Raw genomic sequence first — 15,439 nt, 5'->3', positions numbered from 1 at the left:
CGCTGTGAATTCCGCAAGCGCACCATGGTCTGATCGGACTAGAGCATCGGGCTCTACCCACTGCTTTCCTGCCGTAGGGGGTTGCAACTTCCTACTCCGGCACCGACAGCGCCTGCAGTTCTTCAAGCGGCGTGCACCAGCCGCGCAGCATGGTCACCATCTCATTCAGTTCCATGAGGATGTCGGTAGCCAGTTCCGGCAACGTTGCGTCGCTAGATCCGGAGAGACCTGCACCGTTGATGACCGAATGGCTGACGCGGTGCAGTTCAAGCAGCTGATCGCGCAGCCCGTCCTGCTCTCGCGCGCCGGCGATGAAGCGGTCGAGCGCCTCGACCATCTGCAGTAGCACGCGGGTGTCGAAGCTTTGTTGAGCTTTCAGCAGTGCTGCGCGGTCAAGCACGCCGTAGGGTGTGGAGACGGTCGGTTCGCTCATGAGGCTGTGGGGTTGTCGCCGGACGAGGCATCGGTCGCGCCGTTGCGCGCCTGGCGGGACTGCTTCGCGGCGTCGCGGAACATCGCTTCCTTGACCCAAGGCTCCGGCGGCTTCTTCAGGTCCAGATGGTAGTTGCCGAAGCGCTTGATCGCGCTCGTCATGTAGGGGCTCAGGTAGGCCAGGTCGGCGACGTCCACCTGATCGCCCTTGTAGTACAGATCCTGCACGACCTTCATCATGTCGACCGTGTTCTGCAGGATCACCGCTGAGGCGACCAGGTCGATGTATCGCAGGCGTTTCTGCTGCTCGCTCGGATCGTTCTCGGCAATCACGTCGCCGCCAAAGTCCAGCCACTTCGTGAAGGCGTGGTACGACTCGATCTTGTTGGTCGTGCCGGTGATCTCCTGGCGCATCTGCTTGCTCGAAATCCACTTGAGCAGGTAGACCGTCCGCAGCACGCGGCCGAGTTCGCGCGCCGCGGCGAACAGGCGGTTGTGCCGGCCTTCGTTGCTGAGCTTGCGCAGCAGAGTGGGCGAGGCGATGCGGCCGGCCTTGATGGAGATCGCCACCTGCATCAGCTCCTGCCAGTTCTCTTTGATGACATCCCAGTCCACCGTGTCAGTGAACAGGCGGTCGATGTGCTTGAAGCGCGTGGCCTTGTCCGGCCGGTAGAACTTGAGGTCCTTCCAGTTCCGGATGCGCGGCATCAGCTGGATGCCCATCAGATGGGTGAACGCGAAGACCGTCTCCGATTGCCCATGCGTGTCGGAGTAGACGGTGTCGGCCTTCGTGCTGAGGCCGGCCTTGAGCAGGCCCTCGATGACGTAGACGGCCTCGTGGAAGCCTGGTGGTATGAAGTGACGGAACACCGCGATGTAATTGTCGGCGACGTGGCGGTAGGCCACCGCCCCCATGCGCCGGTAGCTTTTCAGTTCGCCGGCATCGAGCACGGCCGCGCTGTCGGCCATGTGGCGCAGTTTCGTTTCCGGCACGCCTTCGAGCAGCGCATCGCAGTCCGGCAGGGACTCGAGCCAGGCCAGTTGGCCGAGGAGGAGATCCAGGTGCTTGCGGGACGCCTTCTTGGCCGAACGCTTGATCCGGTTGTAGAGCGTCTGGCGCGCTTCAAGGTCGCTCTCGATGAGGCGATCCAACCACTCGCGCTGCGCCTGGCCGAGACGCTGTGCAATGCGCTCGTGCAGCGCCTGCTGGGTGGCCTCATGCACCTGTTCGGCAATCAGCACCAACGCGCTGAAGCTCGGCAGCTCGTATCCACGCTGGATGAGATCGTCGACCAGGATGTTGATGACATCGGTCCGCGTATCGACGATTTGGCTGGCTTCGAGCGCAATCTGGTTGGCCTCCCTTTTGGCGGCGGTGCCGGCAAACGGTCGGACGCCAAGAAGAGTCCGGATCGCCTCGTGATGCCGATAGAGCGACCTGTGCGCGTCGGGATAGGTGACGGCATCCTGCGCCGGCATCGAGAGGCAGCCGCTGACGTGGCGCACGATCTCAGCGGGGATGGCGCCGACGTCCACGAAATGATGCAGGTGCTGGAAGCATTTGAGCTGCACAAGCAGTGCGAGGCGGCGATCAGCGCTGCGGGCAAAGCCCTGAGCCCAATGGAGTTCTTCGGCGGTGGGTGTGAAAGACGCCTGCAGATCCTTCAGCGTGATCGTTCTCGGGAATCGTGGATACGCCGTCCTCTCAACCGATGCCATTCAGCCACCTCAGTTCTTGAACTGGCGGCGCATTCTGTAGAGGGTCTGTGACGGTGCGGGCGGCGCTTCGCCCCTTGAAGTAGGGAGGTGGTATGCGTTGGACGAATAACGCGGCGAGAGCTAATCACCCCAGGGCTTAAGTATCATTTTTGACCGTATCTCGGCACGCCCCCGTATCGCGCCACCAAGCTGAAGCCCAGACGTTACAGGCGCTGGTCGAGCGGCTGACGCCGCGACCAGCGGTTGCAGCCGACACCACAGCTGGGCGAACGAAGCGCCGGAAAACCATCCCCGCTGCGACGTGATGATCGCTACCTCCAGCCCCACAGATCCACGGCTGACAGTGGTCGCCAAGATCATCCATGACCTGTCCGATCTGGTCCAACTGATGCTGAAGGGGCTTGCCCGCACGAAGGCGTGGCAGCGCCAACTGGCCGGGCACCTCGAGGACGTCGACCGCCTGCTGCAGGTGCTGCGAATGACGATCGCCATGGAGAATGCGCACGATGAGATCGCCGGTGCAGCCGAAGCGGTCGCAGCAGCCTGTCGCCGAGCCGGTGCGTCGCTGGCCGGCAGCCGGGCGGACAGTTCGTCCCTCCAGGCGATGGCGCTGATCGGCAAGCTCGGCGACAAGCTGCGCGCCGCTTTCGCTTCACTGCCGTAGCAGCACGCCGGTCCACGGGTAGTGCCTTCGCAAAGCGGAAACCAATACGGTTCAGATGGCCTCAATGGGGCCTCGTTTCCCGGCGAATGCACCTTATATGGTGTAGTCCTTAAAGGTGCATGATGAGCCAATGCGGGCCGGAATCGACCCGCAATGAGTCTCAAGGCAGCACCCCCAAAATTCGGCCAGGCGCTGCGCGCCGTGCGGCTCGAGCGCGGACTGTCGCAGGAAGACTTTTATGAGGTCTCCGGCCGCACCCATCTCAGCCGGCTAGAGAACCAGGGGGCCAGCCCGTCGCTCAACAAGGTCGTCCAACTGGCGCAGACGATGGGCGTGCATCCCTTGACGCTCCTGACGCTGTCGTTCTGCAGCAAGGGCAGCGCGGCGGAGGTCGAGAAGTTGCTCGCTTCGGTGCGCGACGAGATCGCCTCGTTCGAGAACCTGCGTCTGGGCACACGAGATCGGCATCGCCGCACGGCATGAACAAGTGGCGGACAACGGCGGCCGAGACCGCCTTCGCCTCCGAGTTGGTGCAACTCCGCATCGAGGCCGGGCTGAACCAGCAGGCGCTGGCCGAAGCGGTTGGCAACGTCCAAGCGCGTCGGCGCTGCGGAGCAGCAACTGCTTGAATCGGTCGATCGTCAACTGGCTGGCGACCTCGCCGAGTTCCGAGCTCGGGGGCTGGTTCTTCTCGTACGCGCCGATCAGGTCCCGCAGATCCGTCTCGTTGAATTCCAAAAGTGCTTCGATGTCGATCGCGCGGTCGATGCCTTGTGTGTTGAACGCCTCTATGGACTCGTGGCTGCCGACCGTGACGTTGGCGAACACCCAAACATAGGACATCGACATCGCCTGTGGCAGACGACGCAAGAGGTGACCTGCCCCCAGTACCCGTGCCAGACGTTGTAAGGAATCCGCTGGGTTGAAGGAGATTACTCCAGGGTTTGCTGCGGCGCCGGCACGGCGCCGCCGGTTGACTGTCGATGTAGGGCTGCGAACTTCGCTGGTGTCCCTGCGAAGAAGGCTGGCATTCGTCCGCAACTGCTGTGCGGCCGCACCTCGTTGTAGTCGATCCGCCAGCGCGCAATCTCAACGCGGGCCTGCTTCAGGCTCTGGAACCAGTGCTCGTTCAGGCACTCGTCGCGGAACTTGCCGTTGAAGCTCTCGATGTAGGCGTTCTGCGTTGGCTTGCCCGGTTGGTTGAGGATGTGGCGCACGCCCTTGGCCTGCGCCCAGGCCATGAAGGCCCGGCTGGTGAACTCGGGCCCCTGGTCCGTTCGCACGGCCTGCGGATAGCCTCGGAACCGCGCAGCCTGATCCAGCAGCCGCACCACGTACTCGCCACCAATGCCGTGATCCACAGCGATGTCCACGCACTCGTGGCTGAAGTCGTCGGTGACGGTCAGGCACTTGATGCGCCGCCCGCTGGCCAGGCTGTCGGACACAAAGTCCATGCTCCACACTTCATTGAGGGTCTGCGGCTCGTGCAGTGGCACGCGCTCAAGCTTCAGGCGTTGCTTGCCGCGGCGCTTGCGCACCGACAGGTCGGCCAGCTTGTAGAGCCGGTATACGCGCTTGTCGTTGATCGCCGAGCCTTCGGCCCGCAGCAGGTCGCCGATGCGTCGATAGCCAAAGCGGCGCCGCTCGTGCGCCAGTTCGACGATGCGCTGGCTCGTGGCTTGGTCGTGCTGTGCGCGCTGGGGCGGGTGCCGCCAGCTGTCGCGCGATAAGCCCACCAAGACGCAGGCACGCCGTTCACTGATCGGGGTCGCTTCAAGCATCTTGCCCACCGCGCGTCGCTTCGCCGGTGGGCTCAGCGCTTTACGCCGAACGCCACCTTCAGCGCTTCGTTATCCAGCACCGCCTCGGCCAACAGCTTCTTGAGCCGGTTGTTCTCGACTTCAAGGTCGCGCAGCCGCTTGGCGTCGCTGGCCTCCATGCCGCCGAACTTGGCCCGCCACTTGTAGAACGTGGCAGAGCTGAAGCCCTCCCTGCGGCACAGGTCCGCCACGCTCATGCCGGCGTCGGCCTGCTTGATGAATCCAATGATCTGCTCGTCTGTGTACCTGCTCTTGCGCATCGCGCTTCCTCTCGGTTGCGCGGATTCTTCTCTATTGCCTTGGCACGGATGGCGGGTTGCAGGTCATTCCAACTGACCCTGCCCATGTGCGCTTCGTCCGGGCGCTCGGCGTCATCAAACGGCTGAAGGTGGAGCAAGAGTACCTGTCCAAGGTCGACGAACACCGATTGCTGCTCTTCGACGAGCGTTGCAAGCACTATGTCCGCGCCGTTCGTCCCCGTGAGGCTCACCGCAAGACCAAAGTCACTGTTCGGTTCGCCGACCACATCAACAAGTGCCTGAAGGCGATCGGCCGCGCGATGACGCCGGCGGGCGGTCGTAGAGTCGGCGGCCGTAAGAGGGCGCTTCGATGGTCGCTCGTCCCCGCGGTGCGTAATGCTACTGGTCAGTTGCATCGTGAGGTTGTAGCCCCTAGGAAGAATGTGCCGATCCAGCTTGACGACGTCGTACAACAAGCTCTTCTGATTTCTTACGGGGTGAAGCCGCCGCATCTCCTGCACCAACTCTGCATAGGTGAGTCCCTCAGGATGCCGCGGCAGTATCTCCGCGACTGCCAATCTGATGCTGACGCGCTGATTGAGGCGGTTTTTCTGGGCAGCCAAGGAAGTCAAGTGCCGCTCGATACAGACTATCGAGCCTGATCGGACCGCAGCTACCACGTAAGCCCTTCGTTAGCTGGCGAAGCGCCAATGGCAGTCTGATTTCGAATATTCTAAGTTCGCATGGAACCTCCGGCCACTGCAATACGTGGCCTATGTCCCAGAAGCCGTTCCCGCCGCCATACGACATCCTGAGAGAGCTTCTTGTAGCTGCCAGACAGTCGGCCGGGCTTACTCAAGATGAGCTTGCCGCGCGCCTACTGATTGGCCAAAGTGCAGTCAGCAAGGTCGAGCGCGGCGCCCAGCGACTGGACCTCGTGGAACTTCATCGTTGGTTGCTAGCGATTGGTGCGCCGAGCATCACGTCTTTTGTTCAAGCCTTCGAGAAGCGCGTCGGCGAACAGATCGTCGCCGAACGGCGTTGGGCGCGCAGCCGGACGCCCACGAGGCAGCCAACACGACAGGCTTCCGGTGCTCGCAAGCGATCGACGTAGACGAGGGATCAAGATGTTGCGACCTGAAGGCCACGGCGGCTCGTCAGGAATGTCGGCTAACCAAGCCTGTTCGGTGCTTCGGCATCTGCCTCTCTACGGCAACCAGTCGCCCATGCGACTTAACTTCCTGGTTCGACCAGTCGGATTGCGCGAGGTGAAGTGGTGTTCGGATCGACCATAGGCACAAGTTTGGCCGAGTTCGCATCCAGATTTGGCTGACGGATGCCGGACTTCGCTGGTGTCAGCCAGTTGTCCAGCCAGTGGCATAGGGTGTAGTACCGCGACATCAATCAACGTAACCTTGCCCTGGCGTCTCTATGGAGGAGACGATTCGTGCGACCAGACATTCACCTATGAAATGTGCGACGCAAAGGTCTTGACGGAACTAGCGGACGACACAAAGGATCTGACTTCCCGAATGACTCAATGGGGTCGCAGACGAATCAAATCTCGTAGTTCTGAGCGCCTGGTGTGGTGCTGCCGGTCCGCCGGTGCACACTGCGTGGTGCTGGCTGACACGGCCGACGAGAAGTTCGGCTGCGGCGGGTGCCGACCACCAGGCACCCATTGAGGAGGAGTTGATCCTGAAATGGCGCCGCTGGTAGCGGCCGCGAAGCGCACTGGTGGAGTCGGCCTGTTGCGACCGGGAGGCGGGGTGCCGATATCCGGGAAGCCTCTCGAAGAACTGGGAAAGTGCTGCCCATGAACTTCAAAGCCCTAGCCGGCGAACCGTCCAACTGGACAGCGCCGTGGGTAGCCGCGCGTGTAAATTAGATAGCTCAGGCACAACAATAAACGGCCTTGATCATTGATTGACCAACGCCTATGAATGCATTTCCGTCACTTCGTAAGGCGCACGCGCATGCCAGAAAACGGAAAGGCCCGCTTGTTCCCGCAAGCAGGCCTCTCCTGAACTCCGTAAGTTGCCTCCGCAGTCTCTCAATGCATTGGCCCTGACAGCCTAGGCGCCTAGCCTGCAGCTGTCAAGGACGGGGTGAACTCGCCCCTCGATTTTCCTTTCCTGCGTTCATCGCGACACGCGGCCGGCTCCAGACAGACCGGCTACCCTGGCACGGCGCGGCGCCTTCACAGCGTTGGAGGTCCCGCATGTACGACATCGCTATCCCCCTGACCCCGCCAAGGCGGCGGTCATGAGCGCGGCCCCGAAAAAGTCCGCAACCGGCAGGCTCGGCACGCAGATGCGTGGCAAGCTGCAGCAGGGCTACGCTGGTCGAGGCAAGAGCAAGTTCCGCCTCTGGTACGCCTACAGCCCCAAGGCACAAGCCGACGTCGTCCTGAACGGCGACCCGCAGTACTTCCACTTCCTGCTGGTGGAGTCGGATCCGGACGTGCGGTCGGCGAGCTATGACGTTCAGGCCCGGGCCATGCGCATCGTCGGCGAGGAATTGGGCCAGACGATCAACGCGGAGCTGCACCTGGCCGACGGCAGCGTTGTTTGGCGCTGCGTGCGCAGCGAGGACACGCCTGCGCTGGCCACCCGGATGGATCACCTGCAGTTGCTGATCACGCAGCGCGTGCACCAGGAACTGCCGGCCCGCGTGGAATTGCAAACCGCCGAGGATATGGTCCGCCAACCGGTGCGCCTGCAGAACTGGAACCGGCTGTTGCCCTATCTGGCCCAGGCCCGCGCCTGGCCGCTGCATGAATTTGGCAACGACGTTGCGGCGCTGCTGCACACGCGCGAGGAAGTGGCGCTTTGCGATGTGATCGCCCTGGCGGAACCGGGTAAGGAAGGCCTGTACGTCGCAGCGCTGCTGCAAGGCGTCCAGTTCGGGCGCTATCGCAGCGACCTCAACGAGAAGCACTGGGGGCTCGGCTCCCGATTCTGGGAGGCGCAGGCATGATGAGCTACACCTTCAAGACCGTGCCGCTGGCATGGCGGGACTGCGACCTGTGGCCCAAGGTCTCGGTGGAACACATGTCACCGCTTGAGCGGGACCGCTTCGACCGTCTGGCGCTGGCCCTGCGTACTTACTTGCGCACGGGCGCGTTGGCGGAAGCGGCAAAGGCTGGCCAATGCAGCAAGCAAACCGTCCTGGACAAGCTCAACCGCTGTCTCACCGTCGACGATGACGGCCAGATCGCTGGCTGGCGGGGGTTGCTGCCCTATGTGCGGTTGTCGCAGGTGCCGTACCGGCGCCGGGACCTGCCCAGCGGGGCCCGGGCGGCCGAACAAGGCGCCACCGGGGCTTTCGAGGCCTTCTTGAATGAGAGGCCCGAGATCCGCAAGCGGCTGCATGAGGCGATCCGATACGGCGGATCGACGCGGGCCAAGGTCAGGTCGCGCCATCCCACCCTTCGCAGCGTGTTTGCGGCGTTCAAGGCGGCTTGCCAGGCGGCGGGCCTCACTTCGAAGGACTACCCGCTCAATTCACGCAGCATGGGCCGCCGCTCGGTCGAGCGCTACGCCGTGGCCTTTATCACCACCGATCCGTCGTCGGTGGAGACCTGGTTCGGTGCGGACGCGCGCGACCAGATGAAGCTCGGCACGGGGAAGAAGCGGTTTCCGCTGGCGATGGCGCCGCTGGATTTGTGCGGCGCCGATGCCCACAAGCTGCACTGCCACGGCGTCGTCATCGTCACCGGCCCGGCCGGCCCGCAGCCGGTCGTGATCGAGCGGCTCTGGATCTTCCCGATCGTGGACTTCGGATCCCGCTGCGTGCTTCGCTATGCCGCCAGCATCCAAAAGGAGATCAGCGCCGAGACCATCGAGGAGGCGCTCGCCGCGTGCGAGGTGCCCTGGAAGCCCCGCGAACTGGTGGTCAAGGGCCACAGCTACAAGCCCGGCGCAGGCTTCCCGGTGGGCTGCATCGACGGCCTCGTGCATTGCCGTCCCTGCGCCCTGCAGATCGACAACGCGGCCCAGCACTACGCCAACAAGCTGATCCAGTCAGCGCGCCGCGCCCTGGGGTGCAGCGTCACCTTCGGTCCCATCGGGGGCTGGTGGAATAACGGTTTCACCGAGCGTCTCTTCAAGACGCTGGAGATGTACGGCTTCCAGTGCGAGCCGTCGTCGACGGGATCCAACCCCATGGACGTGCACAAGAGCGTGCCGGTGAAGAACGCTATCCGCCACGCGATCACCTGGGAGGGACTGCTGGATCTGATCGACGTGCTGCTGGCCAACTACAACGCAACGGGCCACGCTGCGCTGGGCGGCCAGACCCCGCTGGCCGTCCTGCGTCGCGGCCTCGACGCACACAGCGCAACGTTTGTGCCGCGTCCGCCGGTGCCTCCGACAGCCCAGACGCCAGCGCTGGGCGTCGCCGTGGAGCGGCGGCCCATTCGCGGCTGCGCGAAACCCGGCTCGCTGACGCCGCCTTACATCAGGATCGACGAGGTTCGCTACAGCTGCGACACCCTGTCATCGCGCTACGACCTCATCGGGGTAGAGGCCATTACTCATATCCGCGAGAGCGACATGACGGTGTGGGCCTACCTGCCGGACGGGCAGGCCTTCGGCCAGCTCAGCTGCATAACCACCGGCTGGTCCACCCACACGCACTCGCGGGCCATGCGCAAGACCATCAACGCGCTGATCCGCCACGGCCGGCTCGCTGGCGACGACCCGGTCGTTGAGTACTTGGCCTACCTGACCCGGCAGGCCCTCGAGGAGGTCAAGGCAGCGCCGGAGCGCGTCTCGCCAGCCGCCACAAAGCTCGCCGAGGCTTCGCGTGTCACCGGGCTCAAGGCGCCCGTGTTGAACGCAGAACCGGACGCCGCCCCCCTGCTCATCCGCCCCGTACCCGGACATATCAAGCGCCCTACCTGGCGCCAGACCTGAACGTGGGACAGGCCCGGCGCTCCCCTTTGCTCCGTCAGCCTGATCCCCTACCGCCCCCGCAAGGGGACACCAAGCGCCCAAAGGGGCGCCAACCTGACCGATGGAGGTCGCTATGCTGAACCCAGTTGTTACCGCTGCCACACCGCCCCTCAACCGTCAGAGGAGCCGCCGCACTTCACCGCTGTCTGCACCGCCTGCCCCAACGCCCCAGCCCGCCGTCGACGAAGCCGTGGCACAGGCCGCGGCGCTGCGCGAGGTCCGCCAGGCGGCCCTGGAGCCGGGCGAAGCCCGCGACCGGCTTTACGTCGACCACCCCGTCACCAGGAATGAGGTCGCGGTCGCCACGCCGCCTCTCAAGGAGGCATACGACATCATCGAGAGCGTGGTGGTGCACCGCGATCCCGGCACCTGCCTGCTGGGGGATTTTCGGTCGGGCAAGACCACGACGATCAATCGCACGGTCTGTGCGCTCAACGAGACTTTTCCCAACCTGCCCGTCGGCAAGGCCCTGGCCAAGGACCATGACAAGTTCACCCAGGGGACATTTTTCTCCGACCTGCTCGGGGATGCCGGTCACTCGGGTGAGCAGCGAGGCACCGTGCAGGAAAAGCGCATCCGGTGCCTGAACATGTGGATCTGCCACGCGCGCGAGCTCGATAGCGATCGCTATCTGCTGCTGGTGGACGAAGGCCAGAACTGGGGCGAAAGGCAGTGGACGTGGCTGCGCGACCTAGCCAACGACCTCCATGAAAAGAACGTCCGACTGATCACCGTGACCTTCGGGCAGACGTGGGAGCTCAGGAAGCTGCGGCAGCTCCTGCTTGCACGTGGGCGGACAGACCTCATTGGCCGCTTCCTGCTTACGCCCCGTGCGTTCCGCGGCCTGCGAGATCCCGAAGAACTCCGACAGACGCTGCAGGCCTACGACGATCCCGCGCAAAGCGCCTACCCGATTGCCACCGACATCAGCTATTCCGAGTTCTTCATGCCGCAGGCGTTCAAGGGCGGTTGGCGGCTCGCTCATGAAACCGATCGCATGTGGAACGAGTTCAAGGCCATCGCCATCAGCAAGACCAAGATCGTCGACAGCATCGGCATGAATTGGATCAACGGCGCGGTGCGCAACTTCCTGTTCGCCCAGATGCCGCTGGACGGGCCCGGTTTCGTAGGCAAGCCCGACATGTGGCATCTGGCGGTGCGGCTCAGCGGCTACGAGGACACGCTCTTCTGATGGGCAGCCAGCCACGCTTTCAGAGTCTCCAGGGGGGCCTGGTGGGCTGCCTGCGGTGGATGCATCCCCTGGAAGGGGCATACACGCGGACCGCCAAGATCGCACTTGTCAACGCGCTGGACTCGCGCGCCCTAGGCGAATTGCTCTACGGCAGCCGCCTGTTGCCTAACAGCTTCGGGCCCGTGCATGGCCGAAGCTTCCTCTATGGGGCCTGGGCAGCGTCCCGGGCCCAGGGGGGCACGGGCCAGTCGGCGTTGCCGGGATTTCTCAGCAGCCTGTGCGGCGGCTGGGCAACAGTGATCGCCAGCGACGCACGCCTGCGGTTCTGCCAATCTTGCGCAGACGTCGGCTATCAGTCGGCGCTCTTCCAGATCGATGCGCTGTCCAGGTGCCCCCTGCATGGCGAGCGGCTGCGAGATACCTGCCCGCATTGCGATGCCCCCACGCCGAGGTATGCGTTGACCGTCGAAGGCTTTCAGTCGCCCATGCAGTGCACCGCCTGCGGTGGCGGGTACGCCAGCGCCTGGGACGGCACCGCCTGTTTCGAGCGATGGGGCGGGCCGCTCGACGTGCGGCCCCTGCAACGGCTGGCTCGCCGGCTGCAAGCCTGGGAGTCGCTCGCTGTGCAATGGCCCACGGTGTCAAGCTGGATCGACACCCCATCACCGGACGCTGCCGGCCGCCAGCGCGTGCACGTGTTTCAGGCGCTGGGGATGCTGTCGGGGCTGGCAGTGCTGGATCATGGCCAGGACAGCCGGGTTTCGCAGGTGAAGTCATCGTGCGTGCCTTGCCAGCGGCCGCCGCCTCGGCAGAGGGAGCGCGTCGCTATCTACAAGTCGATTCGTCGCCACATCATGCGGCGGCTGGGCCTGGCCGGCCGGGGGAATCGCTTCACGTTCAGCGAGGTCTTCTACCGGCAACGCGTGAACGAAGCCGTGGTGCCCAGGCGGTCCTCGTGTCCAGCCCCTCTTCACGCGCTCGTGATCTGGATCTCGCGCTGCGAGGCAAGGCCGCCCGCACCGCTGTTGCAAGGGCTGTGGCCACTCGCGCCGGACGCAGATGAACCGCGCGTGCGACTGCGCACACCGCTGCTGCTTTGGCCGATCGACGTCCAGGTGAGTGACAACGTCTGGGGACATTTCGTGTGGCGGAGCTTTCTGGAGGACCTGTGGACGGCGCGACAGTGGCAGGCTGCGGTCCGTCCTTTGGGCGAGCCGTTCGATCAGGCGGACCGGGAGGCCCCTGAAGTCAAGGCGAACCGCGCGACGTTCCTGGAACTGCTGACGGCCTGGACGCCCAGGCTGAGTCCGCTCATGGAGACCTTCTCTAGCGGACTGAGCCATTTCACCTGGGAAGAGGGCAGGGGACAGCGACAGCTGTGCCTGGTCTGGACCCGACGTTTTGAAGGAGCATGGCATGACGAATCCGGAACTGCCGGACCCGAATGACGGCTGGGGTGAGCCGTGGCCAGGAATGGGCGAGCCCGCGCAGACACCTCCCTGCGATATCGCGCCACTGGAGCGCTTTGTCACGCCCCCCGGACTGGACGGCAGCGCCGGTGCCCATCGATGCGCGGAGCACTGTCTCATCGGCGTAGATAACGATCTCGCCGCGATCGACTGGTGGGTGACGCAGGCTTCAAGTCACGAGACCACCGCCCACAGCCGGCGCGCCGTCGCGGACAAGCTGCTTAACTGGGCCTGCTTCGTCAAAGGCAAGGCGGTCTCTTCCCTAGACGAGCAAGACTTCGCGGAGTTCGCGCGCTTCTTGGCGCATCCCCAGCCGCTGCAGCGCTGGGTCGGTGCGCGGGTGTCGAGGACTTCGATGAGATGGCGACCGTTTGCCAAGCCGCTGGTGGGCTCCTCCCGGGACAACGCCCTGCGTCAGGTCGCGGCACTCGTGCATTGGCTCTTTGAGCAACGCTATGCCGACCTTCGCTTCAGCTACGGCAAAACCGCTATGGACGATGGCACGGCGACCGTAGCCGTCAAAGGCGCTGCCCGCCGGTTCACGCCCTTGGGTACCGTGACCCCCGAGGAATGGCACTGGATCCGACGCACGCTGGATCTGCATTTCCCGGCCGAGCATTTGGCTCCGCGGCGGTTCATTGTCGAGTTGCTGTACTACGGCAACCTGCGCGCGGAGGAGATCGCCACCCTGTCGCCCGGAGATCTCGAGCCGCCCAATCGCCAAGTCGCGGATTGGTCCATCCGGTTGCACCAGCGCTTGTCCTCGCGTGTGGGCGAGGTTGTGGTGTGCCCACCGCCCTTGTCGGACACGGTCCGCCGGTGGATGCGTCAGCGGGAGACCCCGTCCCAGGGTCATGTGGTGTTCCGGATCCGCGAGGCGTCGGCAACCCTGATCGGGCTGTCGGGTGATCGCATCAGCGCCTTGGGCCGTCAGGTGCTGAAGATGGCGGCAGCGCTTGCTGCGGAGCGCGGTGATATCGAGACAGCGGAGCGCCTGCGAAGCCGGTCGCTGGTTCACCTGCGCGGCGCCTTTGACGTGCATCGGTGCGGGCGCGTCATCGACCGAGCTGCCATTGAACTTACTGGCCGTGGGGTGGAGTATGGCCTGGACATGGGGTTTCGGATGCCGGAGCCCTCCGACTGGCGCAATGCAGCGCATCTTTGGACGGAGGGACCGGATGACGATGCCCAGGCGCAGCCCGTGAGCAACCCCGTCGGCTCGCCGCTCGGAGGTGCCTGATGGCCCGGACCGATCTGACTGTCACTGAAGCCGGGCGCACCGCTTTTAGCGACGACGACGAGGTCGTCCGGGACGGCGACTACCTTGCCTATGTCGTCGCTGCTCAGTCCTACCGGGCGCTGCGCCGGTACATCACGCGCCATGTTGTGCCGCATGCCGACGCCCTCATCCGGCGACTGCTGTCATTGGCGCCTGACCAGTGTGCGCAGCAGATCTCTGACGACCCCCGCGCGCTGGCGGCCTGGGCCGTGGCCATCTGGAGTCAGGATCTCGAATGCGAGGTGTCCTCCCGGCTGTGGCTGCCACGGTCTGCGCCACCGGGCCGGTGTGGCATGCCGCGCGCCGTGCTTGACCGGGCGGCGATGAGCATGGAACTCGACGTAAAAGCGCCGGAAGGCCTATTGCGCCAGGCTCAGGCGGACTGGCTGCTGCGGCACGCGACCTTGGCGGTACTGAGGCACCGTTTCGCGCGCGCCCGCGCCGTGGCGCACGGCATGGCACAGGCAGGAGATGCGGACCTTGGCAAAAGCATGATCGGCCGGAATCGGCTTTCGTTGGCCGGTGAGGCCGATGTGCGGACTGTCCGCTTCACGGTCCAGGGTGAGCGTACCCAGGATGTCCTGCTGCCTCAACCTCACGGCACTAAGGCTGCCCGCCGGGCCCAACGTCTTGAGCATCTTCGACAGCTGACGCGGGTGTGCGTGGGCCTGTGCCTGCGCTACAGCCAGCGCGACGGGTGGGGTGTCGCCACGTCGTCGGCTCCCGACGCGGCCTCGGTTGCCGTGCTCAAGCGGCATCGGCTCCTTGTCGAGGGGCGGCCGCATTTCCTGCTGTTCCCGACAACAACAGGATGGTGCGCACGGATGGAGCGCGCACCCCTTGAAACCCTCGACTCTGAGCCCGGCGGCGCAATTGCCTGTCTGCGCGAGGCCTACCGGCGATATCGGACGCTGCAAGTAGAGCGCGCCGAGGAGGCTGCGGCGCCCGAACCCGCAGTTGCCGTCGGGACCTTGGTCCGGGCTGAGCCGGGTGCAGAAATCCCCGTGCTGGGAACGCCTGCCGCGCAGTCGGTCCAGCCAGTCCCGGGCAGGGTGCTTGTCCTAAGTTCCGTTGACGACGTGACAGTGGAGGGCGTACTGGCGCCAGTCCATGCGGTCTGTGGATTGCTGCCACGTGGCGGCAATCGGGGCTCCACGTCGGCGAGCGCCCGTCTCCAAACCGAAAAGCCGGTGGTTCGCCTATCTGCGCTTGCACCTCGGCGTGGAACGGTGAGCTGGTCGGGGCAGGGCGGCCTGAAAGCCTTGACGCTCCCGAAACGGCCCCGTCTCGGCTGGGGTTAGCCACTGGGCGGCCAACTGATCCGCTTGGACTTGATCCGCTTGGATTCTTCGAGCCACCCGCAGCGCTAGTCCCGGCTGGTCTCGGGGCCACTAGGCAGGCCCCATCTCCTTGATTCTACGGGCATATTCGGCTGGCGTCAGGTCATTGAGAGCACTGTGAGGCCGACTCTCGTTGTAGTCCTGCCGCCAAGCCTTTGGCTGAACATCCATGATGTCGTCGCTGTGGGAGGCCGGCTATCTGGCAGGCAACCGCTTCCCGCTTAGGCGCCAGGTGGAGTATTGCGGATGGCGCGCGTGGTCGATCCACGGTTCCTACAAGTTGGGGTGTTTGTGCCCGCAACTGGAGGGCTAGGGAGTTCCCTAGGG

General features: G+C 64.5%; 13 protein-coding genes and 1 pseudogene. 10 read left to right on the top strand and 4 right to left on the bottom strand.

Going from position 1 to position 15,439, the window contains the following annotated elements; genetic code table 11:
* Positions 1–91: 91 nt before the first annotated feature.
* On the bottom strand, positions 92–433 hold the full coding sequence (tnpC, locus tag CDO81_RS00075; RefSeq protein ID WP_088481147.1) for a Tn3 family transposase post-transcriptional regulator TnpC: 342 nt from the start codon (positions 431–433) through the stop codon (positions 92–94).
* Positions 430–2,151 (bottom strand): Tn3 family transposase, encoded by a 1,722-nt coding sequence (locus CDO81_RS00070; RefSeq protein ID WP_088481146.1) that lies wholly within the window; start codon positions 2,149–2,151, stop codon positions 430–432. Before CDO81_RS00070 ends, tnpC begins: the two co-directional genes overlap by 4 nt.
* Positions 2,152–2,452: 301 nt before the next feature.
* Here CDO81_RS00070 and CDO81_RS00065 point away from each other — a divergent pair, with 301 nt between their 5' ends.
* Together CDO81_RS00065 and CDO81_RS00060 are read left to right on the top strand one after the other, a co-directional pair.
* Positions 2,453–2,815, top strand: coding sequence for a hypothetical protein (locus tag CDO81_RS00065; protein ID WP_158218117.1), 363 nt, complete (start codon positions 2,453–2,455; stop codon positions 2,813–2,815).
* Positions 2,816–2,968: 153 nt separating this feature from the next.
* Positions 2,969–3,298 (top strand): helix-turn-helix domain-containing protein, encoded by a 330-nt coding sequence (locus CDO81_RS00060; RefSeq protein ID WP_088481144.1) that lies wholly within the window; start codon positions 2,969–2,971, stop codon positions 3,296–3,298.
* Positions 3,299–3,747: 449 nt separating this feature from the next.
* Here CDO81_RS00060 and CDO81_RS00050 read toward each other — a convergent pair.
* Positions 3,748–4,895 (bottom strand): IS3 family transposase gene (locus CDO81_RS00050; RefSeq protein ID WP_088481143.1). Its coding sequence is split into 2 segments (ribosomal slippage): positions 3,748–4,634 and positions 4,634–4,895, totalling 1,149 coding nucleotides; the frame shifts between segments, so codons are not numbered across the junction.
* A gap of 56 nt (positions 4,896–4,951) precedes the next feature.
* Between CDO81_RS00050 and CDO81_RS00045 the strand changes: the two genes are divergently transcribed.
* The 8 genes from CDO81_RS00045 (at position 4,952) to CDO81_RS00010 (ending at position 15,073) form a co-directional block, all read left to right on the top strand.
* Positions 4,952–5,536 carry a hypothetical protein gene (locus CDO81_RS00045; RefSeq protein ID WP_144397087.1) on the top strand — a complete coding sequence of 195 codons (585 nt, stop codon included), beginning with the start codon at positions 4,952–4,954 and terminating at the stop codon, positions 5,534–5,536.
* A gap of 113 nt (positions 5,537–5,649) precedes the next feature.
* On the top strand, positions 5,650–5,988 hold the full coding sequence (locus tag CDO81_RS00040; RefSeq protein WP_088481141.1) for a helix-turn-helix domain-containing protein: 339 nt from the start codon (positions 5,650–5,652) through the stop codon (positions 5,986–5,988).
* Positions 5,989–7,139: 1,151 nt separating this feature from the next.
* A complete protein-coding gene (locus tag CDO81_RS00035; protein WP_144397086.1) occupies positions 7,140–7,853 on the top strand; it encodes a hypothetical protein in 714 nt (237 codons plus the stop codon).
* Complete coding sequence (locus CDO81_RS00030; RefSeq protein ID WP_088481139.1) at positions 7,850–9,793, top strand: hypothetical protein; 1,944 nt, start codon at positions 7,850–7,852, stop codon at positions 9,791–9,793. Before CDO81_RS00035 ends, CDO81_RS00030 begins: the two co-directional genes overlap by 4 nt.
* Positions 9,794–9,905: 112 nt before the next feature.
* Positions 9,906–11,024 (top strand): ATP-binding protein, encoded by a 1,119-nt coding sequence (locus tag CDO81_RS00025; RefSeq protein WP_144397085.1) that lies wholly within the window; start codon positions 9,906–9,908, stop codon positions 11,022–11,024.
* 59 nt (positions 11,025–11,083) lie between these two features.
* Positions 11,084–12,472 (top strand): hypothetical protein, encoded by a 1,389-nt coding sequence (locus CDO81_RS00020; RefSeq protein ID WP_144397084.1) that lies wholly within the window; start codon positions 11,084–11,086, stop codon positions 12,470–12,472.
* On the top strand, positions 12,441–13,733 hold the full coding sequence (locus CDO81_RS00015; RefSeq protein WP_144397083.1) for a hypothetical protein: 1,293 nt from the start codon (positions 12,441–12,443) through the stop codon (positions 13,731–13,733). Before CDO81_RS00020 ends, CDO81_RS00015 begins: the two co-directional genes overlap by 32 nt.
* Complete coding sequence (locus CDO81_RS00010) at positions 13,733–15,073, top strand: hypothetical protein (RefSeq protein ID WP_088481135.1); 1,341 nt, start codon at positions 13,733–13,735, stop codon at positions 15,071–15,073. Before CDO81_RS00015 ends, CDO81_RS00010 begins: the two co-directional genes overlap by 1 nt.
* A gap of 90 nt (positions 15,074–15,163) precedes the next feature.
* Here the strand turns inward: CDO81_RS00010 and CDO81_RS29245 are convergent.
* A pseudogene (locus CDO81_RS29245) lies at positions 15,164–15,280 on the bottom strand (integrase core domain-containing protein); the annotation flags it as partial.
* Between the last annotated feature and the right edge of the window lie 159 nt (positions 15,281–15,439).

Origin of the sequence: Roseateles puraquae, from assembly GCF_002205845.1 — a bacterium.
Lineage (GTDB): Bacteria > Pseudomonadota > Gammaproteobacteria > Burkholderiales > Burkholderiaceae_C > Pelomonas > Pelomonas puraquae.
The sequence above is the reverse complement of the archived record's forward strand: the minus strand, read 5'-3'. Positions and strand labels throughout refer to the sequence as shown.

Excerpts from the sequence above, each read along its gene's own strand:
- tnpC (WP_088481147.1), bottom strand. The coding sequence starts at position 433 with ATGAGCGAACCGACCGTCTCCACACCCTACGGCGTGCTTGACCGCGCA.
- CDO81_RS00070 (WP_088481146.1), bottom strand. The coding sequence starts at position 2,151 with ATGGCATCGGTTGAGAGGACGGCGTATCCACGATTCCCGAGAACGATC.
- CDO81_RS00060 (WP_088481144.1), top strand. The coding sequence starts at position 2,969 with ATGAGTCTCAAGGCAGCACCCCCAAAATTCGGCCAGGCGCTGCGCGCC.
- CDO81_RS00040 (WP_088481141.1), top strand. The coding sequence starts at position 5,650 with ATGTCCCAGAAGCCGTTCCCGCCGCCATACGACATCCTGAGAGAGCTT.
- CDO81_RS00035 (WP_144397086.1), top strand. The coding sequence starts at position 7,140 with ATGAGCGCGGCCCCGAAAAAGTCCGCAACCGGCAGGCTCGGCACGCAG.
- CDO81_RS00030 (WP_088481139.1), top strand. The coding sequence starts at position 7,850 with ATGATGAGCTACACCTTCAAGACCGTGCCGCTGGCATGGCGGGACTGC.
- CDO81_RS00025 (WP_144397085.1), top strand. The coding sequence starts at position 9,906 with ATGCTGAACCCAGTTGTTACCGCTGCCACACCGCCCCTCAACCGTCAG.
- CDO81_RS00020 (WP_144397084.1), top strand. The coding sequence starts at position 11,084 with ATGCATCCCCTGGAAGGGGCATACACGCGGACCGCCAAGATCGCACTT.
- CDO81_RS00015 (WP_144397083.1), top strand. The coding sequence starts at position 12,441 with ATGACGAATCCGGAACTGCCGGACCCGAATGACGGCTGGGGTGAGCCG.
- CDO81_RS00010 (WP_088481135.1), top strand. The coding sequence starts at position 13,733 with ATGGCCCGGACCGATCTGACTGTCACTGAAGCCGGGCGCACCGCTTTT.